The organism is Akkermansiaceae bacterium (assembly GCA_017798145.1).
Lineage (GTDB): Bacteria > Verrucomicrobiota > Verrucomicrobiia > Verrucomicrobiales > Akkermansiaceae > Luteolibacter.
Map to the genome: position 1 here is coordinate 2,321,848 of CP059069.1, position 21,031 is coordinate 2,342,878.

The following is a 21,031-nucleotide window of genomic DNA, read 5'->3' on the forward strand; positions in this document are numbered from 1 at the left end:
GATTCCAACGAGTTATCCATGTTTTCTCAGTCCTTCCGGATGCGCCCGAGTCCGCGCTTTCCGGGCCGCCGCCGGTTTCGGATTTTACAAACTCTTAACAAATCCGGGCGAAACCGGGGGTAGGGCGCGGAGTTTCATACATGGAAGCGGATCGGCAGATGCCAACCGCGAACCAACCAAGAAAACGAACACCATGAAAACATACCTACACATCATCGGGGCGATGGCCATCGCCACTTCACTGACATGCGCCCAGGATGGCCCGAAAGGCCCCAAGAAGCCCGGCAAGGGGCGTCCGAACCCTGAGGCGATCTTCAAGAAACTGGATGCCGACGGCAGCGGAGCGGTGAGCCTCGACGAGTTCAAGGCCGGCCCGCGTGGGAAGGAGAATCCCGAAAAGGCCGAAGAGATCTTCAAGAAGATCGACAAGGACGGGAATGGCGAGCTGAGCCTCGAGGAGTTCAAGAGCCACCGTCCGCCGCACAAAGGAGGCCCCGGCAAGCGTGGCGGCGACGGCCTGCCCCCTGCCGAGTAAGCAAACCATAGCCCTGCCCCACGGCCTTGGTGGTCGTGGGGCTGTTTTTAGCCACCGACGATCTCCTTGACCTTGCCAGCGATGGCTTCCGCCCAGATGTCATAGCCATTCGGGGCGAGGTGGAGAAAGTCACCCATGTTATCTTTGCTGATCATCCCATCGGCATCCAGATACTTGTCCCAGATATCGACATACTCGACATTCCCACCCGCGAGATTCGAAATCAGGTCGTTCACGGCCTTGCGCTTGTCGCGGCCTGGATTGGGTTTTTCGCCGGTAGGCAGGAGACTCATGAGAAGGATCCTGGATTCCGGATGCTTGGACTTGATCAAATCGAGCACCGCCTTGACCCCCGCCGCGGCGTTTGCCGGGTCGGCGTCCCTGGCCCACATGTTGTTGGTTCCGATCATGACGACAAAAAGCTTCGCCTTGTAGCCATCAAGGTCGCCGTTCTGGAGACGCCACAGCACGTGCTGCGTTTGGTCGCCGCCAATGCCCATGTTGACCGCGCGGTAGGATCCCCAGTGACCCTTCCAGTTTTCACTGTCCCTCCAGCGCGCCGTGATCGAGTCGCCTACGAAGGCCACGTCGATCTTGCCATCCATCTTCTTGATGTCGTTGTCGATCCTCGTGCAGTTCCCATTCCACCAGGCTTCCCCATTGGTCTTTGCGGCAACGGGGGTGGTGCTTTCCAATTCCTGTGCAAAGGCAGGGAATCCGGCCAGGGTGGCAAGCACGAGGATAAGGGGACGTATGTGGTTTGGTTTCATGGTTTGTTTGATCTGATGTGACGAAACAACAGCAAAACCGAAGCCCGGTCAATACGGGGTGACCGCCCGGACACCGAAAGGTTGAGCGCGCGGCGTCCGTTGCCCGAGCAACAGGATTGGCAGATCACGCCACAATTTCACTCACCACCCGTCCATGCACATCAGTCAGGCGGAAGTCACGCCCGGCGTGGCGGTAGGTGAGCTTTTCGTGATCGAGGCCTAACAGGTGGAGGATGGTGGCGTGCCAGTCGTGGATGCTGACTTTTCCGTCCACGGCTTCGTAGCCGTAATCGTCGGTGACGCCGTAGCGCGCGCCGGCTTTCACGCCGCAGCCCGCCATCCACATGGTGAAGGCGCCGACGTTGTGGTCGCGGCCGTCCTGGCCTTCGGCGTGCGGGGTGCGGCCGAACTCCCCGCCCCAGATGACGAGCGTGTCCTGGAGCAGGCCGCGCGATTTCAGGTCGGTGAGCAAGCCGCGCAGGGGAAGATCGACCGAGGCGCAGCTTGCGGGCAGCGCTTCGCCGAGGTTGAAGTGGTGATCCCAGTCGCCGTGGTTGATTTCCACGAAACGCACGCCGGACTCGACCATGCGGCGGGCGAGCAGGCACTTGCGGCCGAAGTCGTCGGTGACAGGATTGCCGATCCCGTAGAGGCGGCGGGTGGCTTCCGTTTCCTTTTCAATATCCATGACGCCGGGCATCTCGCTCTGCATGCGGTAGCCGAGCTCGAAGGATTCGATGAGCCCTTCGACCTGCGGATCGTGTTTTTCGCGGGTGAGCTTGGACTGGTTGAGCGCTTGGACGAGGTCGAGTTCCGCGCGTTGCGAATCCGGTGTGAGGCTCGATTTTAAATTGGCCACTTCGGCGCTGGAGATGGGGCGTTTCTCGACACCGATGCGGGTGCCTTGGTATTTCGCGGGAAGGAAAGCGCTGCCGTAGTTCTGCGCACCGCCGAGGCCGCTGGGCGGGGCGAGGGTGATGAAACCCGGAAGGTTTTCGTTGCCCGAACCCAGCCCGTAGTGCGTCCATGCACCCATCGAAGGCCGCACGAACTGCGAGCTGCCGGTGTGCATGCGCAGGTAGGCCTGGGGATGCGCCGGGACTTCCGTTTGCATGCCGTGGAGGAAACAGAGATCATCCGCGCAGGCGGCGAGTTCGGGAAAAAGTTCGGACATCCAGTGGCCGCTCTGGCCGTGCTGCGAAAATTTCCAGCGCGAGCCTAACAGCTGCGTGCCGGGGCGGGATCCGGGCTTGCCGGAGTCGGCGTTGAGCTTGGGCTTGTAGTCGAAGGTATCCACATGCGAAGGCGCTCCGCGCATGCAGAGGAAGATCACGCGTTTCGGCGATTTCGCTGCGGTCTCGGAGGCCAGGGCGGAGAGGCCCATCCAGCCGAAGCCGAGCGAGCTGGTTTGTAGGAAATGTCTGCGGTTCATGGTGTTTTTTTGGTTCAGTTGATGAAAAGGAAATCGGCGCTGCCGAACAGGGCGCGGCAGATGCCCGTCCATGCGTTCAGGTCGTCGCCGGTGATCTTGCGGGCGGCAGCCAGCTCTTCGGGCAGGGCTTTGCGTCCGTAGGCCAGGCGGCAGGCGAGGTCGAAACGCCGCTCGAAGCCGTCCACCTGCATCACGCACTCCGCCATCGCGGTGGCCATTTCCGCGACGAACTCGTCGTTCATGAGGTAAAGCGCCTGTGGCGGCACGATCGTGGTGTCACGCGCGCCGCGGACGATGCTCGGATCGCTGAAGTCGAACACGGCCAGCGACTCCACCTGCACGGTGCGCGCGATGGGCAGGTAGATGCTTCGCTGGTGGCTGGTGGCCGTTTCAATCTGGCTTTCCTTGAGCACCTGGAAACGGTCGCCGCCGATGGGGCCGTCGCCCGCCACTGCGATCATCGATCCGGTCGGTGCTTTGGTTTCGAGCTTGCCGCTGGCGGCGAGCATAGCGTCGCGGATGGTTTCCGCGTCGAGCCGCCGGGCGTTCATCCGCCAGAGCAATTTGTTGTCGGGATCGACGAGGTGGTTCTTTTCGTCATACATCGTATCGAGCTGATAGACGCTGCTGCTGACGATGCGCTTGATGAGTTTCTTGATGCTCCAGCCATCGGCGATGAACTGCTGCGCGAGGTAGTCGAGCAGTTCGGGATGGGATGGAGCGATGCCGCTGGCACCGAAATTATCCACCGTCTCCACCAGCCCGCGCCCGAAGAGCCAATACCAGACGCGGTTCACGGTCACGCGGGCGGTCAGGGTGTTTTCAGGCGAGGCAATCCACTCCGCGAGTTCAAGCCGCCCGCTGCTGCCCGCAGGAATCTCAAGCGCATGACCGCGGGCGAGGATTTCCGGAACACCACGGGGAACCTTTTCGCCTTCGTTGTCGATGCTGCCGCGCACGAAAAGCGGGCTATCTCCGACGGTCAGGAAACCGCTGTCCGCGCGCTTGCTGGCGTTCGGCCCACCTCTCCTGGCAGCGCTGTGGTCGGCGGGAGGGGCGGTGGTGGGCTTGTCGAGGACTCCGATGATCTTCGGTTTCACGCTGCCATCCGGATGGAAGGCGCTGAGCTCCAGCTCGATCCGCTTCGCCTGTGTGATGATGCGCACCACGTCGAAGCCGGTCATTTCCCCGCCTCCTCCGGACGACTGGCCGCCGGGTCTGCGCGAGGCGAGCGCGGCGTCGCGCTGTTTGATGAGATCATCGAGCTGGGCTTTTTTGCGCTGCCATTCCTCGGGATCCATGCTGCGCTCGACGGTGGGCAGTTCGTAGGATGCAGGCGCGTCGATGAGGTTGGAGGCGTTGCGTTCACGCACGCCGCCGGCAGTGCCGTAGCGTGTGTCGGTGCTGAGGAAAATGCCGGCGATGGAGGTGTAGTCGCTCTGGGTGATGGGGTCGAACTTGTGGTCGTGGCAGCGGGCACAGGAAATGGTCGTGCCCATGAAAGCCTGCGACACCGTGTCGATCTGTTCGTCCGCCACATCGACCGCGAACTGTCTCGGATCCGTGCCGTTGAGGGATTTCTGGCCGATGGCAAGGAAACCGGTGGCGATCTGGTGCTCCGCGCGCTCGGGATCGCTGGCAGTGGGCAGCAGGTCGCCGGCGAGTTGCTCGCGGATGAACTCGTCGAAGGGCTTGTCCTCATGAAAGGAGTCGATCACGTAGTCGCGGTAGCGCCATGCCTCGGGCAAGGTCACGTTCATATCGCCGCCGGTGGTTTCGGCATAGCGTGCGACATCGAGCCAATGCCTGCCCCAGCGCTCGGCGAACTCGCGGCTTTCTAACAGGCGATCCACAAGGTTTTCAGCTGACGCATCCGGCGCCGGAGGGAGTCCTGTTAGATCGAGATACAGGCGCCGGACGAGGGTCGCATTGTCGGCGCGCCCGACCGGCTCCAGGCCTTTCTCCTCAAGCTCCGCGAGGATGAAGCGGTCGATGTCGGTCTTCGCCCAGGTTTGGTTCTTCACCTCCGGCACCTCGGGCTTGGTCATCGGCTGATACGCCCACCAGTCCTTCGCGGACATGCCGTCGTATTGCTTCGGCGCGGCCTTGCCGTCGCGCGGATCCTCGGCTCCGGATTTCACCCATGCCTCGATGTCGGCGATGATGGCGTCGGGCAGCTTGCCGCCCTTTTTCTCCGGAGGCATGCCGGTGTCCTCGTCATGCCATCGGATGGCCTCGATGAGCAGGCTGTTTTCCAGATCACCCGGCACCACCGCCGGCCCGGTGTCGCCGCCGGTGCGGATGCCCTCGCGCGTGTCGAGCTGCAGGCCGCCCTTCGATTTCCCGGCCTCCGCCGAGTGGCATTCGTAGCAGTTCTCCACCAGCACGGGGCGGATCTTCGTTTCGAAAAAATCATCCCCGGCGGCGCTGAGCGCGGTCGCGAGAATGGTGGCGGGGATCAATGGGGGTTTCATATACAAGATGAAACCCCGGTGAGATGAACGGAAGGGAGCGGTTCGGATAAATTCCCGTTTATTTTTACGGGCGGAGGGTTCGAATCAGACAGAGGGCAACCTATGGAGAAGTTGTGTTTTTGATCAGCGGATCGCTAAGTTACCGGGAAATCGTTTACCTGGAAATCCGGAATCGATTCCGAAATTTCCATGTGAATCTCTCGATTTGCGCGTCTTTGCAGGCTCCGGGCTCATTGGAGCGCGCCGGTATTGAGGTTGATCGTGCATGGATCCCCGCCTTCCCTCGCTGCCATTTCATGTGATCTTGTTCTGCTTCCCGTTTCGGTTCCCAGGACTACTGCTTATCGGCTGCCAAACGCTCTACGAGAGTGATCCGCTTCTGGACATGCGCTTCCCATTCCACGATGGCATCGTTGCCGGTGATATCGTGCGACTTGAACCACATCACGGTATCCGGCCCCACGCCAACGACGAACTCGTTCGGCGCTTTGGCGCTCCTGTCGCGCAAGGCAACCAGGCCTTCATAGCCAGTGTAGGGCGTGTCGACTGGCAGGATCTGTTGAAAGTTCTTCCCCGCTATCATCTCGAAATCATTCTTTTGTAGGGCTTGGACAAGCACTTCGGAGGCAACCGCCATTTCAACGGAGCCCAGACCAGACCCTTTGCTCTCTGCCGGGCGAGCATGAGGGTTGCACCCAAGGAGACTTCCAAACGCCAAGACGGCAACCATCGCGACGGTGGTTAGGTTCTTCATTTTTGTGGCAAGTTAGGTTTGCTAGGTTTCAGTGCCCATTTTCAGCAGGATTCCCCTGTTTGTCTACTTCAACGCAAGCAGCCGTTTTGAGATCAATGACCTGGGTCTTGCGGCCTTCCACCTGAATGGTCAGCAGGTTCCCCTTGATCGTGGCGTCGTCCCGCCAGAGGCGCCAGAAGTCCCCGATCGGGCCGATCTCGTCCTCGCCGGGTTTGCGCGGGGTGGAAAGCTGTCGATAGGTGAAGATTCGCCGCGCGCCATCGCGCCCGTAGATCACCACCGCGGGTTCGTCCAGTTCGTCGGCCTTGCACCAAGCCCAGTGCACGACGACCGCCGCCTCGCCGTCGTCGCTGACAAAGAAGCTGTGGTTCGATATGTCATGGTGGAACTTCCATAGCTTCAGGAAGCGGAAATCCCCTGTCACCTCGTGCCCGCCGTCCTCGGCGTTCACGTGGAGCTTGAACTTCCCGTTGGTCGATTCCACATCGTGGCTCTTCGGCGGTGCAAACTTCGTAGCCAGCGCGTTTCCCGTCAGGGCGATCATGGTCATCAAAAGGAGCGCTTTCATGGTTGTTTTTCAGAAGGAAAACTCACTTTCCGACCGGATTCTTTCCGGCACTTCCCTTGCAGTCGACCCCATGGGTTGGAGGGTGGTTCACCTTGTGGTGTTCGTCGGGTCCGAGGCCGCAATGTGGGTTGCCACAACGCTTGTAAGCGAGGCCGCAAACCGGGCATTTGAATACAAGGGACTTTGCATCCGGCTTGGCTACGCCTTTCGCATTTTCCGGTTCGGGAGTGGAGGCGGTTTCTTCGCCCGTGGCCGGCAGAACTTCGCCCAACGCACCGGGTTTCTCTTCGGGAACTCCCCCGGCCAGCTGGATCATGCGCCAGGCATCCAGGGAAAATCCCTGCGGGCCGTCGCCCAGCCCAAACATTTGCGACTTATCGATTTCCTTGTCCTCCTCGGGAAACAGGATCCATACGTAGCAGTTCTCAATGTTCTCCCTGGGTATGGCGAAAAGGAGCTTCGTCGGGTCGGTCTGTCCCTTGCGGTGTTCGGCTCGGCACAGTGAGGCGGCCTTGAAATCCTTGGTGCCGGAATAAAGCGTCATTTCCACGTGGCGGTCTTCACCCATTTTCTTCCAATCGTAGGAAATCTCCACCCACCTCACGGCGGGGAAGTCCCGGCCCTCGTCGTTTGCCCAGGGCTTGATCGTGATCCCGGCTTCCTGGAGCTGGTCTGTGCTCCAGCCGTTGACGTCCGCGATCCCGCTGTAGGCGGAAACGGGCAGGATTCCTGAGAATGTCATCAGGAGTGTGGTTGTGATTGCCAAATGTTTCATGGTGAATGATGTGGGATGGGGCGAGGAAAAGTCGCTCCGTATCTGTCATGACACGCGAGCGATCGGTTCCTTAGAATATTTCGCGCTGAAGTAGCTGGGAGCCTAATTATATATGGCGTTGCCATCCAGTATCTTGTAGCCGTCTCGCTGGAACTGAGGAAATTTTCAACGCCTAGACCCATGGACGAAGCACCCAGACGTATCCGAAAGACCGGCGGCTACCGCAACCTGCGGAGCTTTCAAATCACGACTCTCATCTATGATGGCACGGTTGCGTTTTGTAGGAACTTCGTGGATTTCAAAAGCCGCACCAGCGACCAAATGGTGCAGGCCGCGCGCAGCGGACGCCAGAACATCGCGGAGGGGAACCGCGCCGGCGCCGTAAGCAGCCACTCCGAACTGCTTCTCACGAACGTAGCAAGAGCCAGCCAGGAAGAGCTCCTGCTGGATTTCCAGGATTACCTCCGGCAGAACGATCTGCCGCTCTGGGGGAAGGATAGTCCGGAGGCGGATGCCGTGCGGAGGCTGGGGAGGAGAGATCGGTCGGATCCGTCCGATCGGTCGGATCTCTTGGACAGCTCTGAAGACGCCGGAGACCGTGCCCGCTACCAGCTCTACCGGCCGTGGCTGGAAAACAAGGACCCCACCGTGATCGCGAATACGCTGATCTGCCTGATTCACCAGGCGAATTTTCTGCTGGATCAGCAGCTTCTCGCCATGGAGCAGAGTTTCATCTCGGAGGGTGGCTACAAGGAACAGCTCGCCAGCGCCCGCATCGCGGAGCGCAACAAACCCGACGACTCCTCCCCGAAGTGCGAGGACTGCGGCAAGCCGATGTCTCTGCGCACCGCCCGCCAAGGGAAAAACGAAGGCTCCCAATTCTGGGGATGTTCGGGTTACCCGGAGTGTAAGAGAACCATGCCTGTTTGAAGAGATCCGTCTGATCGGACGCATCCGACCGATCTCCTCAGGGCGTATCGATGACATCATAAGCATCCACACTATCCCTCCGCACTCGGTGGAAGCTGCGGTTGGGGCTGGCGGCGGGAATGGTGCGCTGGGTCTGGAAGGCGGAGCCATCTGCAGGCACCTGCGGTATGGTCGTCCAGTCAGTGAGATCCACGCTTGTTTCCACGACATAATTCCCGCCCTCGGCGCTGTCCCAGCGGATCGTCACGTTGCCGCCGGATGGTTCGATGCGGTCGATCTCAAGCTGCGCATCCGCACCGCCTTGGTAGGTGGTGACGTTGGGCTCCTCGAGTGCATTGAAGCCAATAGTGCTGGCTGCGGCGAAGTTGCCACCCTGCTTCACGCCATGGTATTGGCGGCCGATGATGTAGGGGTAGGCAGGCTGGAACGAGGAGTCGATGGTGACGAAGTAGGCGTAGGTTCCTTCGGGAAACTCGGGCGTGATGCACCAGCGGCCGTTGCACTCGTCGAGGTCGAAATCCGTGCCCTGGGTGTAGCCCCGGTCGCCGAGGTAGTCATAGTCCTGAAGATACCAGCCGATGGGAAACGCGGCGCTCACCGCAGGGCCGGTGGCGGCATCTGCGACGGGGCTGATGCCGTGGCCGGAGCGGATCGCCCATGCGGGCAGGGTGGTGCGGCCTGCGGTGTTGAGGTTCGTGGTGCCGAAATTCCCGTCTCGCGGCACGTAGCCGCTGACGATGCGGCGCACGGCGCTGTTAGGGTCGGTGGAAATGCCGTATCCGTAGGGGCCGTAGATCGGGTAGCCGTCGAAGCTCCAGCCGAGGATAGGGCTGTGCGCGGGAGCTCCGGAGGCCTCGGTGTAGGTGTGGGTGGCGGGGTTGTACTCCATGTGGTCTCCCATTTCGTAACGCAGTGCGAAGGGGCTGATGTGGTGATGGCTTTCCCCGGTGAAGGGCTGGTGCGCGCCTGCGGGATCGAAGGTGAGGCCTTCGGCGAGGCGGGCGTTTCGCGTCCAGTATTCGGTGCCGCGCGCGTTGTCGTCGATGTCGCTACTACCATTCCAGTAGAACGCGTCGAGCTGGTTGTGGATGATGGCGGTGTTCACCCAGATGGCGATGGGGCCGAAGTTTGTGTTGGTGCGGGTGGCGGCCGGGACGGGCAGGCGTGGGATGCGGGCGAGCATATCCCATTGGCTCGGGTAGTTGACGAAGAGCTGGGTTTTCGCGGCATCGAAATACCAGGGTCCCATGGTGTAATGGGGCATCGACGAGCCTTTCACATAGACCCAGTTCGCGCTGACGCGGATGCTCTCGATCCCGGCGTAGGCGGGCAAGTCCTGCCGCCCGTTGCGAACGGCACCTTCGGGCGCCCATGTGGCGTCGGAGATGCCGTTGAGGGCGCGGTTCTGGGTGCGGTAGATGCGGGCGTATTCCGCGCCGGTGATTTTCTGCCATTGGGTTTCGGGCGGGGTGCCGAGCAGGTTGGGCGGGGAGATGTTTCCGGCCAGCTGGTCTGTTAGATCGTCGTAGGCGGCCTGGGCGGTCGTGTTGAGGGGGCTGAGCAGGAGGTTGGTTCGCTCGTCGGGATCGGTGGGCAGGAAATGCAGGCTTTCCGTGTTGTCGTTGAAGCGGTTGAGCTTGTAATCGCCGCTACGGACGGTGGCGCCGCCTTTGTCCGCAGCCACGGTGGAACCCGATAGCTGGCTCGAAGCGGCGCGGGCGGCGAGCGGCTGGTTTTGCAAAAGCGGCAGCAGGCTGCGGCTGTCGATGGGCTTGAGGGCGGGCTGGGTGGCGGCGACATCGATGCCGGCCATTTCGAGGATGGAGGCATAGAGGTCGGTGGCGTGGACGAGGTCGGTGACTTCGCGGTTGGGCGCGACGAGGCCCGGCCCGGTGACGATGAGCGGGACGCGGACACCGCCTTCGTAGAGGGATTCCTTCGAGTGGCCGTTGCTGAAGGGAGGCTGGATCACCTGGTTGGGCGTGCCGTTGTCGCCGATGAAGATGATCCATGTGTTGGCGAGGACGGCGGGCGGGATGTTTGCGAAGAGGCGGCCCATCTCGGTATCGAGCGCCTGGATGGCGGCGTTGAAGTGGGTGCGCAGGTTGGTGTTGATGGGGAGCGTGTTCCAGTTCGGCACGGTGGTGTCGTAGGTGTGGAGGGCGGCGGGCGGTTTGTGGAAAGGGCTGTGAGGTGCGTTGTAGGCGACCCATGCGAACCAAGGGTTTGCGCCCTGCGCGTTGATCCAGTTGATCGTGTCGTCCGTGGTGTCGGTGGTGGCGTAGGTGGTGGTGGAGTTTTCCGGCCCGGTGATGCCGTTGATGGTTTTGGTCCAGGCAAAATAGGTGCCGGTGCCGCCGTTTCCTCCCGTCAGGCCGCCGTTGAGACTGCCTGCGAAATGCGGCCAGCCTGCGATGTTGGCGGGGTCGTTGGCCATGTTGTTGCTGAGGGACAAATGCCATTTCCCGAAATGGGCGAGCGAGTAACCGAGGGCGGAATGTGAGGCGAAGGCGCGCGGCAGGGTATACTCTCCGGCCATGAGCTGGCCGTCGTTGGCGGAGACCGCGGTGGTGACGCCATGGCGGAAGGGCTGGCGGCCGGTGAGGATGGAGGCGCGTGTCGGGGAGCAGGTCGGGTGGGCGTAGGCGTTGCGGAACTGGACGCCGCCTGCCTTGAGAGCATCGATGTTCGGCGTGGGCGGGAGAGCCGCGCCGGGGCTGCTGTTGTAGAGGGCGAGGCTGTCCGTGCCGAGATCATCCGCGATGATGAGCAGGACGTTGCGCCGCTGGGCGGGCGCTGTAACGGCCAGACCAAGCGAAAGGAGTATGGGTAGCGGGGTTTTCATTCAGGAAAGATTCAACCATGGCGGGATAAACCGGGGGATGCCGACAGGATAAATTCCCATTTATCTTTTGATGGAGGGAGGCGGATTGCCTAGCATGCTCGTCGATGCGGGTTCTTTTGTTAGAAGACCAGGAAAGTCTGCGCAGCTCCACCCAAAAGGGATTGGAGGAGATGGGGTTCGCCGTGGACGCGGTGGAGGACGGTGATGTCGCGCTGGCGCAGGCATTGGAAACGCCCTACGACGCGCTGGTGCTCGACATCATGGTGCCTGGGCGCGACGGGTTGAGCATACTGCGCGTTTTACGGGAAAAGAAGCACACCACCCCGGTGATCCTGCTCACCGCCCGATCCACGCTTCCCGAAAGGATCGAGGGCTTGAACCTGGGCGCGGACGATTATCTCACCAAGCCGTTTTACATCGAGGAGCTGGCCGCGCGGCTGCGGACGGTGGCGCGCCGCCATTCGGGTGCGGTGGGACATTTGCTGGAGGTGGGAGATTTGCACATGGATCTGATCACGCGCAAGGCTTCGCGGGGTGGCGCCGAGATCGATCTATCGGCTCGTGAGTTCCAGTTGCTTGAGTTTTTCATGAGTACGCCCGGCAGGGTGTTCAGCCGGGTGCAGATCTACGAGCAGGTCTGGGGATACGGGATGGATCTGGAGAGCAATCTCGTGGAGGTCTATGTGCAGCGGCTGCGTGCGAAGATCGACAAGGATCATGGGAAAAAACTGATCCGCACCATCCGCGGTGCGGGCTATGCATTGGGGGAGGCGCGATGAGCGGAAGGCGCCCATCGTCATTCCGGGTGCGCCTCGCGCTGCAAACAATGCTCGTGGCGGGCATCGTGGTGACCGGTTTCGGGGCGGGTGCGTGGTGGTTCGCGCTGGAGCAGCAGGCGCGCAACCACGACCTGCGCATCGGACAGGAGGCCCGTCGGCTGTGGACACAACTGACGCCGCGAGACCGCGAGGAGCAATTCGCGAGGGCGGTGGAGAAAATTTTCAGCGAGAGCGGGGAAGTGGTGGCGGTGACGGTGATGTGGCATACGGAGGGAAATCCCTCGGCGACATTTTCCGGGCCGACATGGAATGAAGCGAACCGCCCGGTCTTCGCCGGCTATCTGCCGCGGGGCTCCCAAGTGGTCACGAGCGGGGTGGATACCGATAGCACAACGCGACCGGCACGGGCTTTTTCGCCGGGTATCGGGAACTCCGGCTCGCCGCGCCGTCCCATCATGCCGGAGATCCGCACGCCCGATTTTTTTACGATCGAGGATGGGAAGGTGAAATGGCGCTTCGGTGCCTTCAGCAATCCGCATTACACCGTGTTTGTCGGATTGTCGCGCGATGCGCTGCAGGCCGAGGCGCGCGGCACCGCGCTGTGGTTCGCCGGTGGCGGAGTGATCGCATTGTTGATCGCGGGGCTGGGGGCATGGTGGGCATCCGGGCGGGCGATCCGTCCGCTCGACCGGATCGTTTCCATCTCGGAACGCATGAGCGCGGGAAACCTCGGTGAGCGCATCCCGCTCCACGGCGGCGATGACCGTGAGTTCGCGCAGCTGATCGGCGCCCTGAACGACATGACCGCGAGGCTGGAGCGGAGCTTCGAGCAATCCGCGCGCTTCACCGCCGATGCCTCGCACGAGCTGAAAACGCCGCTGGCGGTGATCCAGGGCACGCTCAACGATGTCCTGCGCACCGAGGCGCTGGATGACGAGTCCCACCAACGGATCAGCGTGGTGCTGCACCAGATGTCGCGGCTCAAGCACATCACCCAAAGCCTGCTGCTGCTCTCCCAAGCCGATGCGGGGGAGCTGCCGGTCCGCCGCGAGAGCTACAATCTTTCCGAAGATCTCGAAGGGCTCATGGAAGACGCCGAGGCGCTCTGCGAAGCGGCAGGGCTGGCATTCGAAAAGCACATCGAGCCGGGAGTCTTCGTTGAGGCCGACCGGGCGCTCATGCATCAGGTGCTCCAAAACCTGGTCAGCAACGCGGTGAAGCACAACCAAGCAGACGGTCGTGTGGAGATCCGTTTTGTCAGACATGCCAAGGGCGCTCGTTTCGAGATATCCAACACCTGCGCGGCGATTCCCGGGGAAGTTCAGGAGCGCCTGTTCGAGCGCTTCTACCGCGCCGAGGATTCGCGGAGCGGCGAGGGCTTCGGACTCGGGCTCAACATCGCCCGCGAGCTGGCGCGGGCAAATGGAGCGAAGCTCGAACTCATGCCCGCCGGGAGCGGGATGATCGGTTTTTCCGTGAACTTCCCCCATCCCATGCCGACGGAAACATGAGGGCGCTCTTCATGATTTCCGGGATTTTCCTACCATCGGTGATGGCCGCACCGCTGCAGGTGGCGTTTGTTCATGAGGCGGATGGAAAGCCATTGGCGCTTGATTCCCTGCGCCACACGAACGCTGCCGGGGAAACATTCTCGGTTTCCCGGCTGGATTGGCTGGCAACGGGTTTCTCCGTCACGACGGCGGATGGCGCGACCCATGCGTATGGAGACGCTGTCGCCTTTGTCTCCGGCAAAGGGGGCGGGGTCGCGCTGGGCGAGGCTCCGGGCGGGCGGATCACCTCGCTGACCTTCCACATCGGGCCGGATGAAAAAACGAACCATGGCGATCCCGCGCGCCATGCTCCGGGGCATCCGCTCAATCCGAATGCAAACCGCCTGCACTGGGATTGGCAGGGCGGCTACATCTTCCTCGCCGCCGAGGGACTGTGGCGGAAGGCCGGTGCGGGCAATGAGGCGCTGGGGGGATTCGCCTATCATTTCGCCCGTGACCCGAACCGCACCAGGGTGACGCTGCCGGTCGATCTCGAGGCGCGTGATGCCAGCCGGGTGGTCGTGTCGCTGGATGCCATCAAACTGTTAGACGGGCTGTCGTTTGCGGCCGACGGGGCGACCACGCATTCCATCGAGGGCGACCCGGTGGTGGAAAAGCTCAAGGCCGGCCTCGCCTCCGCATTCCGGGTGGCGGGCATCGAGACCGCCGCCATGCCGCTCCCGGCAAGCAGGCCGGAGCCCATCGACCTGCCTTCCGAACCGGAGGGCTATCCGCTGACCCTGCCACGCCACGTGCCACTGCCGTCGCTGCCTTTGGACAATCCGTTGCTGGTCCAGAGGGTGGCCTTGGGCGAGCGGCTTTTCAACGAGCCGAAGCTCTCGCGCACCAACGCGATTTCGTGCGCTTCCTGCCATCAGGGGGAAGAGATGTCGGATCCGCGCCGGTTCAGCCCCGGCGTGGACGGAAAACATGGGTCGCGCCATGCGATGCCACTTTTCAACCTCGCCTGGAAATCGAGTTTTTTCTGGGACGGGCGCGCGCCGTCGCTGCGCGAGCAGGTGCTGGTTCCGATCGAGGATCCGCTGGAGATGGATGAGACGCTGGAAAACGTGGTGGCGAAACTCACCGCCGATCCCGCTTATCCGCCGCTGTTCCAAGCCGCCTTCGGATCGGGAAAGATCACACCGGAGAACATTGGCCTGGCTCTGGAGAATTTCCTGCTCACACGGGTCAGCTTCGATTCCAAATTCGACCGTGCCTTTGTCGGCAAGGAAACACTCACCACGCAGGAGAAGCGCGGTTTCGAGCTGTTTTTCACCGAATCCGAGCCGCGCATGGGACGGCGTGGCGCCGATTGCTTCCACTGCCACGGAGGCGCTGATTTCACCGACCATTCGTTCCACAACAACGGCCTATCCACTACGGATGACGTAGGTCTGGGGAAAACCACGGGCCTTGCCTCGGACCGTTACAAGTTCAGCACCCCTTCGCTGCGCAACATCGCCCGCACCGCGCCCTACATGCACGACGGGCGTTTCGCTACGCTGGAGGAAGTCATCGAGCACTACAACTCTCCTCCAAAGCCCAGCGCCACGCTGGATCCGAACCTCGCCAAGCATCCCCAGGGTCTCGGACTGGACGAGGAAGACAAGGCCGCACTGATCGAGTTTTTGAAAACGCTTTGAGGCCGGAATCCAACTCCCATTCTCAGCGCAGGGTGATGTTGGTGTCGAGGTTGAGGAGTGCTTGGGCGAGGGCGGCGAAGGTGGCGGTTTCGATTGCATCAAGCGCGGGGTCGGCCTGCGATTCGCCCACTTTCAGCAGGGCGGCGGCATCGGAGGATCCCGATGTGAAAAACGTGCGCTGATCCGCGATGAGGTCAAGCAGCAGCGTGAGCTGTTCGGCGGTGGGTTCTTTCCCGGTGACCTCGCGGTAGGCCCATTTCGCCCGGGATTCCCCGGTGGCGCCGCCTTCCCTCAGGATGCGCTCGCCGAGCTTGCGGGCGGCCTCCACGTATTGCGGGTCGTTGAGCATCACGAGGGATTGCAGGGGGGTGTTGGTCGGCATGCGGCGGGTCGCGCAGACATCGCGCGTCCCGGCGTCAAAGATGGTCATGTTGGGCGGGGTGGTGGTGCGCCGCCAGAAGGTGTAGAGCGAGCGGCGGTGGAGGCCTTCGCCGCTGTCCGCCTTGTATTCCGGCAGGAAGTTGTTGAGCGTCTTCCACATCGATCCGGGCGCCTGGTAGGGCTTGACCGGTGGGCCGCCGATGCTTTCCACGAGGAGACCGGAGAGGGCCAGCGCGGAGTCGCGCAGCTGCTCGGCGGTGAGGCGGCGGGCGGGGCCGCGGGCGAGCAGGGCGTTGTCGGGGTCGCGCTCGCGCAGCTCCGGCGAGGCCGACGAATCCTGGCCGTAGGTGGCGGAGAGGAGCATCTGCCTGATCGCGCGTTTCTGGTCCCAGCCGTGGTTGATGAAATCGCGGGCGAGCCAATCCAAGAGTTCCGGATGGGAGGGCTGTGCGCCCTGGAGGCCGAAGTTCTCGGAGGTGGCGACAAGGCCGGTGCCGAAGATTTCCTGCCAGATGCGGTTGATGGTGACGCGGGCGGTGAGCGGGTGCTCGGGCGAGGTGAGCCAGCGCGCGAAGCCGAGGCGGTTGCGGGGCTCGCCTTCGGGGAAGGGCGGCAGCCAGTCGGGGGTCTCGCGCCCCACCCTTTCCGCAGGCATGGTGTAGTCGCCGCGTTTCAGGATGAAGTGGGGTATGGGCTCGGCGCTTTCGCGCATGGTGACGATCTCGCGCACCTTGTTCTGCTCCTCCCGGAACGCGGCGCGGGCGGCGTTGAGTTTCTTGCGCAGTTCGCGCGAGGCGGGATCGATGGCGGAGAGATAGTAGTCGCGGAGTTGCGATGGATCGGAGGGGGTATTCGCCAGCGGCGCGCCCTTGTGGATGGCGAGCGCTTCCAGCGGTGTGATGGCGCGGAGATGGATGGAGACATCGTCGATCATTCCGCCGCGCAGGCCGGGGAAGCGTGAGCGGGCGGCGAAGCGGATGGCGGAGGCGGAGGAGAAATCGCGGGTTAGCGTATCGCAGGCGATGCTGGTCGGGGCCGGTTTCCCGTTGAGGAAAATCCTGAGTCCGGCGGCTTTGCGGGAGCCGTCGCTGGTGACTGTGACGTGCGTCCATTGCCCGGTGGGGATCGCTTCGGTGGTGTTGATGGATGCGGCGTTTCCGGGGAATTCACGGGCGAGAGTCCATGCCAGGCGACCTTCCTCCAGGAGCAGCTCGTAGCCGGAATACGGGACATCGGCGGAGGTGGAGTTTGCGAACACCACGGCGACCGGATAATCCTCACCGGGCTTGAGCCAGAGGGAAACGGAGAAGGGCTGGTCGGCGTGGCGTATGCCGAAATCGGGAAACACGACCGCATCGTCGCCATTGGTCTGGACGCCGTTGCCGGTTTGCCCGGGCGCAAGGGTGTTGCCGCCGATCTTGGCGGAAGACTTGGGATCCACTGCGTTGAGGAAGGCTGCCGCAGAATCGCCGTCGAAGCCGAAGCGCCCGGCGAGATCGGCTTGCGGAAAATCCTTTTCGGAGGAAAGCCAGGCCTGGAAATCCGCTTCGGAGCCTGCAATGCGGGTGGCGAGATCGGCCTCCGCGGCAGCGATGGCTTTCTCGAGCGCGGCGAGTTTTTGCTCCTGCTCGGGCGAAGGGAGCTCGAGGGCTGGCTGTGCGGTCACGCCGGTTTTCCAGCTCATGATCCCGAACTCGTCGATGCTGTTGAAAAAGGCGCCCATGGAATAATAGTCCTTGGCGGTGATCGGGTCGTATTTGTGATCGTGGCATCTGGCGCATTCCATGGTGAGCGCCATGAAGGCGGTGCCGACGGTGTGGACACGGTCGGAGACGCCGTCCTGTCGGAACTCCTCGGGAACCGAGCCGCCTTCGTTGGTCTTGCGGTGGATGCGGTTGAAGGCGGTGGCGAGTTTCTGCTGGCGGGTGGCTCCGGGCAGGAGATCGCCTGCGAGCTGTTGGATGATGAATTCGTTTATGGGAAGGTTGCGGTTGAAAGCCTCGATCACCCAGTCGCGGTAAGGCCATGCATCGGTGTCAACGTCCGCCTGGTAGCCGAAGGAATCCGCGTAGCGGACGACGTCGAGCCACGGGGTGGCCATGTGCTCGCCATAGCGAGGGGATGCAAGCAGCCTGTCCACCACGGTTTCCTTTGCCGCGGATGATTCGTCTGCGAGGAAGGCATCGATCTCAGACTGGGTCGGCGGCAGGCCGGTGAGGGTGTAGGTCGCGCGTCGCAGCCAGCGCTCGGGGCTGGCGGTCTCCGTGGGGGAGAGCCCTTCCTTTTCCAAGCGGTACAGGACGAAGGAGTCGATGGGGTTTGCGGCCCACGACTTTTCCTTCGTTTCAGGAACCGGGACTTCCTTCGGCGGGGTGACGAAGGCCCAGTGGGTCTCGTATTCCGCGCCTTGTTCCACCCATCGCCTGATGAGGTTTTTCTCCGTTTCGGAAAGAGTGCGGTGGGAATCCGGCGGTGGCATGATCTCGTCCTCGTCGTCCGAGAAAATGCGGATCAGCGCCTCGGAGTTTTCGGGAAACTCGGGATCCCATGCGAGCGCCTTGATGGCCTCCTCGCGGACATCGAGCCGTAGGTCTGCTTCCTGCTTCCCCTTGTCCGGGCCGTGGCAGTGGAAGCACTTGTCGGAGAGGATGGGCAGGATCTCGCGGGCGTAGGAGATTTCCCCGCCCGTTGCATGGCACGGCACGGCAACGGCAAGGATCCAGGGAATTGAATGGATATACCTCCTCATGGTGCACGGAAACTACGACCCGGTAGCAGCGGTTCTTTCTGTATCGAGGGGAAGGTATCCGGTCGAGCCGAGCCAGAAAAGCCCCTTGTTGGCAGGCTGTCCTCCTGCGGGAGGTCATTTCCGCCAAAGCCACCGCAGCGCCTCCGGGAAAACCGCGCCCATGTGCTTTCCGCTGTGGCCGCCATGGCCCCATACATACCTGTGGTCGTAGCCCTTGAATTTCAGCGACGCCTCCATCGCCATGTTGCCGAGCGGCCAGTTGCCGTGCTCGTTGTCGAGGTCGTTGACCCCTTCCTGGAAAAACCCGCGGATCGGTTTCTTCTCGGTCTTGCGGATCTTTCCGGGATACATATCGCCGCCACGGATGTTCGTGAAGGAGCCGATGGAGGAAACCACTTTCCGGAACTGGTCCGGCCTTTCCCATGCCACAGTCCACGCGCAGATGCCGCCGGAGCTGGTGCCGCAGATCGCCCTTTGCTCCGGATCGGTGGTGAGGTTGAAGTCCTTGCCGACGAGCGGGAGAATTTCCTCGACCAGGAAGGTCGCGTAGTCGGCTGACAGCGTGTCGTATTCGAAACTGCGGTTGCTGCTTTTCCACGGAGCCTGCTTGTTCGGCTCGCCCTTGTGGCCGGGATCGATGAAAATCCCGACCACCGGCGGCATGTCACCTGCGGCGATGAGGTTGTCGAAGACCGTGGGGATGCGGAAATCTCCTTTCGGGTTCACGTAGGCATGTCCGTCCTGGAAAACCATGACCGCCGTTTCCTTCTTGGGATCGTGGTTCGCGGGGATGTAGAGATGGATGTTCCGGCTCGTCCCGGGAAACACCTTGGAGTCCGAGAATACGAACGCGGTGACCTTCCCCTTCGGCACGCCCGCCCTGACCATGGAGTCCGCCCCCAGTTTCGGCTCCGGCATTTGCTGCAGGGTCAGTTTCGGCGGGGCATCCTGCGAAAAAAGCCGGGCGGCAAGCAGCACGGAGATGGCGATCGTGGGTTTGACCATGAACGTGGAACGTCGGGGTGCTTGCGGATTCTTTCATGCGCCGCTAGAACCCGACCAGCGATGCCCGCCGACTACCACAGCCACACGCCCCTCTGCAAACACGCCACCGGCACGCCGGAGGAATACGTGGAGGCCGCCATCGCTGCTGGGCTAACGGAATACGGCATCTCCGACCACGCCCCCTGCCGCCCGGAGCCGTTCGACGACTGGCGCATGTCGGAGAGCGAGCTGCCGGAGTATTTCGATTGGATAGACCGCGCGAAGCAGGCCGCCGGAGACCGCATAAAAACCCGCGCGGGGATGGAATGCGATTGGCTGAAGGGTTGCGAGGGTTTCATCGAAGAGCTGGCCGGAAAATACGATTGGGACTACCTGATCGGCTCCGTCCACTACCTCGGCGACTGGGATTTCGATAACCCCAAATGGCTCGGGAAATGGGCGGAAACCGATGTCGAGGCCGTTTGGGCGGAGTATTGGAAAACCTATGCGCAGATGGCGGAGAGCGGCCTCTTCGACATCCTCGCCCACCCGGATCTGGTGAAGAAATTCTCCTACGCCCCCGCAGGCGACCTCGACCGCTTCTACGATCCAGCCATCGAGGCCATCGCCGCCAACGGCTCGGTGATCGAGTTCAACACCGCCGGCTGGCACAAGCCCTGCGCCGAAGCCTACCCCGCGCCGCGTTTCCTCGAGCTGGCCGCCTCGGCGGGCATCGGCCTCGTGATTTCCTCCGACGCCCACGCCCCTTCCGAGATTGCCCGCGATTTCGGAAAAGCCCGCCCCCTCGCCAAGGCCGCCGGATACCGTGAGACCCAGCGTTTTGAGAAAAGGAAACGCAGTGATGAGATCCTTTGATTTTCACCTCAGAGCCGCAGAGCCAGTCCTCTGAAACCTTTTGGAATGCTGTGATCCGGGCGCTTGCGGAAACGATTCCTCCGCGTCCCTTTGCGACCTTTGCGGCTTTGCGGTGAAAAATCCTTCCTCACCACCCCGGCAAAAGGTTGAATCGACGCCATGAAAGCATATCACGACCTCCTCACCGACGTCCTCGAAAACGGCGAGGAGCGCGGCGACCGCACCGGCACCGGCACGCTCTCGGTCTTCGGCAGGCAGGCGCGCTATGACCTGAGGAAAGGTTTCCCCTGCCTGACCACGAAAAAGCTCCACCTCCGCTCCATCATCCACGAGCTGCTGTGGTTCTTGAAAGGAGAGACCAACATCTCCTACCTCAAGGAAAACGGCGTCACCATCTGGGACGAGTGGGCGGACGAGAACGGCGAGCTCGGCCCCGTCTATGGAAAACAGTGGCGGCGCTGGGAAGGTGCGGGCGGCGCGGTGATCGACCAGATCGCCCTGCTCATTGACGGCCTCGTGGGCAACCCGCAGTCCCGCCGCCACATCGTCTCCGCATGGAATGTCGGCGACGTGCCGGACATGGCTCTTCCGCCCTGCCACCTGCTGTTCCAGTTCTACGTCCACGAGCCAGTCGGAAACGGCAAGCCCGGCCTTTCCTGCCAGCTCTACCAGCGCAGCGCGGACCTGTTCCTCGGCGTGCCGTTCAACATCGCCTCCTACGCCCTTTTCACCCACCTCGTCGCCCAGGTCTGCGATTACGAAGCCCGCGACTTCGTCCATACCTTCGGAGACCTGCACCTCTACAAGAACCACCTCGACCAAGCCCGCCTCCAGCTCAGCCGCGAGCCCCGCCCCCTCCCCACCCTCCGGCTCAATCCCGCCGTAAAAACCATGGCCGACTTCACCTTCGACGACATTTCCCTGGAAAACTACGATCCCCATCCGACGATCAAGGCTCCCATCGCCGTATGACTCATCCGGTA

Annotated in this window: 16 protein-coding genes; 7 read left to right on the forward strand and 9 right to left on the reverse strand. The window is 62.2% G+C overall.

Translation table 11 applies throughout. From position 1 onward, the window contains the following. The first annotated feature begins 193 nt into the window (after window positions 1-193). Entirely contained in the window at window positions 194-535 is a 342-nt protein-coding gene (locus HZ994_09870) for an EF-hand domain-containing protein (protein QTN32627.1), read from the forward strand. Between the two features lie 47 nt (window positions 536-582). Here HZ994_09870 and HZ994_09875 read toward each other — a convergent pair whose 3' ends face one another. From HZ994_09875 to HZ994_09900, 6 genes are all read right to left on the reverse strand, one after another. After that, window positions 583-1,305: a GDSL family lipase gene (locus HZ994_09875; GenBank protein ID QTN32628.1), complete on the reverse strand. Its 723-nt coding sequence runs from the start codon at window positions 1,303-1,305 to the stop codon at window positions 583-585. 124 nt (window positions 1,306-1,429) lie between these two features. Continuing rightward, window positions 1,430-2,737, reverse strand: a complete 1,308-nt coding sequence (locus HZ994_09880) for a DUF1501 domain-containing protein (protein ID QTN32629.1) — start codon at window positions 2,735-2,737, stop codon at window positions 1,430-1,432. A 14-nt stretch (window positions 2,738-2,751) separates the two neighbouring features. After that, a complete protein-coding gene (locus HZ994_09885) occupies window positions 2,752-5,211 on the reverse strand; it encodes a DUF1553 domain-containing protein (GenBank protein ID QTN32630.1) in 2,460 nt (819 codons plus the stop codon). Between the two features lie 334 nt (window positions 5,212-5,545). Further along, window positions 5,546-5,965 carry a hypothetical protein gene (locus HZ994_09890; GenBank protein QTN32631.1) on the reverse strand — a complete coding sequence of 140 codons (420 nt, stop codon included), beginning with the start codon at window positions 5,963-5,965 and terminating at the stop codon, window positions 5,546-5,548. Between the two features lie 28 nt (window positions 5,966-5,993). Continuing rightward, a complete protein-coding gene (locus HZ994_09895; protein QTN32632.1) occupies window positions 5,994-6,533 on the reverse strand; it encodes a hypothetical protein in 540 nt (179 codons plus the stop codon). A gap of 22 nt (window positions 6,534-6,555) precedes the next feature. Continuing rightward, window positions 6,556-7,308, reverse strand: coding sequence for a hypothetical protein (locus HZ994_09900; protein QTN32633.1), 753 nt, complete (start codon window positions 7,306-7,308; stop codon window positions 6,556-6,558). A 180-nt stretch (window positions 7,309-7,488) separates the two neighbouring features. On the opposite strand from HZ994_09900, the gene HZ994_09905 reads away from it, so the two are divergent. Next, window positions 7,489-8,238, forward strand: coding sequence for a topoisomerase DNA-binding C4 zinc finger domain-containing protein (locus HZ994_09905; protein ID QTN32634.1), 750 nt, complete (start codon window positions 7,489-7,491; stop codon window positions 8,236-8,238). A gap of 37 nt (window positions 8,239-8,275) precedes the next feature. Here HZ994_09905 and HZ994_09910 read toward each other — a convergent pair whose 3' ends face one another. Then, window positions 8,276-11,083 carry a sulfatase-like hydrolase/transferase gene (locus tag HZ994_09910; GenBank protein QTN32635.1) on the reverse strand — a complete coding sequence of 936 codons (2,808 nt, stop codon included), beginning with the start codon at window positions 11,081-11,083 and terminating at the stop codon, window positions 8,276-8,278. A 104-nt stretch (window positions 11,084-11,187) separates the two neighbouring features. Between HZ994_09910 and HZ994_09915 the strand changes: the two genes are divergently transcribed. From HZ994_09915 to HZ994_09925, 3 genes are read left to right on the forward strand one after another with little or no spacing between them, the layout of a single operon-like run. Beyond that, the gene (locus tag HZ994_09915; protein ID QTN32636.1) at window positions 11,188-11,862 is read left to right on the forward strand and encodes a response regulator transcription factor; all 675 of its coding nucleotides are present in this window, start codon (window positions 11,188-11,190) and stop codon (window positions 11,860-11,862) included. Next, entirely contained in the window at window positions 11,859-13,373 is a 1,515-nt protein-coding gene (locus HZ994_09920) for a HAMP domain-containing protein (GenBank protein ID QTN32637.1), read from the forward strand. Before HZ994_09915 ends, HZ994_09920 begins: the two co-directional genes overlap by 4 nt. After that, entirely contained in the window at window positions 13,370-15,058 is a 1,689-nt protein-coding gene (locus tag HZ994_09925; GenBank protein ID QTN32638.1) for a cytochrome C peroxidase, read from the forward strand. The genes HZ994_09920 and HZ994_09925 overlap by 4 nt, the downstream gene beginning before the upstream one ends. Before the next feature lie 22 nt (window positions 15,059-15,080). Here HZ994_09925 and HZ994_09930 read toward each other — a convergent pair whose 3' ends face one another. Together HZ994_09930 and HZ994_09935 are read right to left on the reverse strand one after the other, a co-directional pair. Then, complete coding sequence (locus HZ994_09930) at window positions 15,081-18,143, reverse strand: DUF1553 domain-containing protein (protein QTN32639.1); 3,063 nt, start codon at window positions 18,141-18,143, stop codon at window positions 15,081-15,083. Window positions 18,144-18,302: 159 nt separating this feature from the next. Further along, window positions 18,303-19,106 (reverse strand): esterase family protein, encoded by an 804-nt coding sequence (locus HZ994_09935; GenBank protein QTN34362.1) that lies wholly within the window; start codon window positions 19,104-19,106, stop codon window positions 18,303-18,305. 147 nt (window positions 19,107-19,253) lie between these two features. Here HZ994_09935 and HZ994_09940 point away from each other — a divergent pair, with 147 nt between their 5' ends. Both HZ994_09940 and HZ994_09945 read left to right on the forward strand, forming a co-directional pair. Next, on the forward strand, window positions 19,254-20,048 hold the full coding sequence (locus tag HZ994_09940; GenBank protein QTN32640.1) for a histidinol-phosphatase HisJ family protein: 795 nt from the start codon (window positions 19,254-19,256) through the stop codon (window positions 20,046-20,048). A gap of 159 nt (window positions 20,049-20,207) precedes the next feature. Continuing rightward, window positions 20,208-21,020, forward strand: coding sequence for a thymidylate synthase (locus HZ994_09945; GenBank protein ID QTN32641.1), 813 nt, complete (start codon window positions 20,208-20,210; stop codon window positions 21,018-21,020). Window positions 21,021-21,031 lie beyond the last annotated feature (11 nt).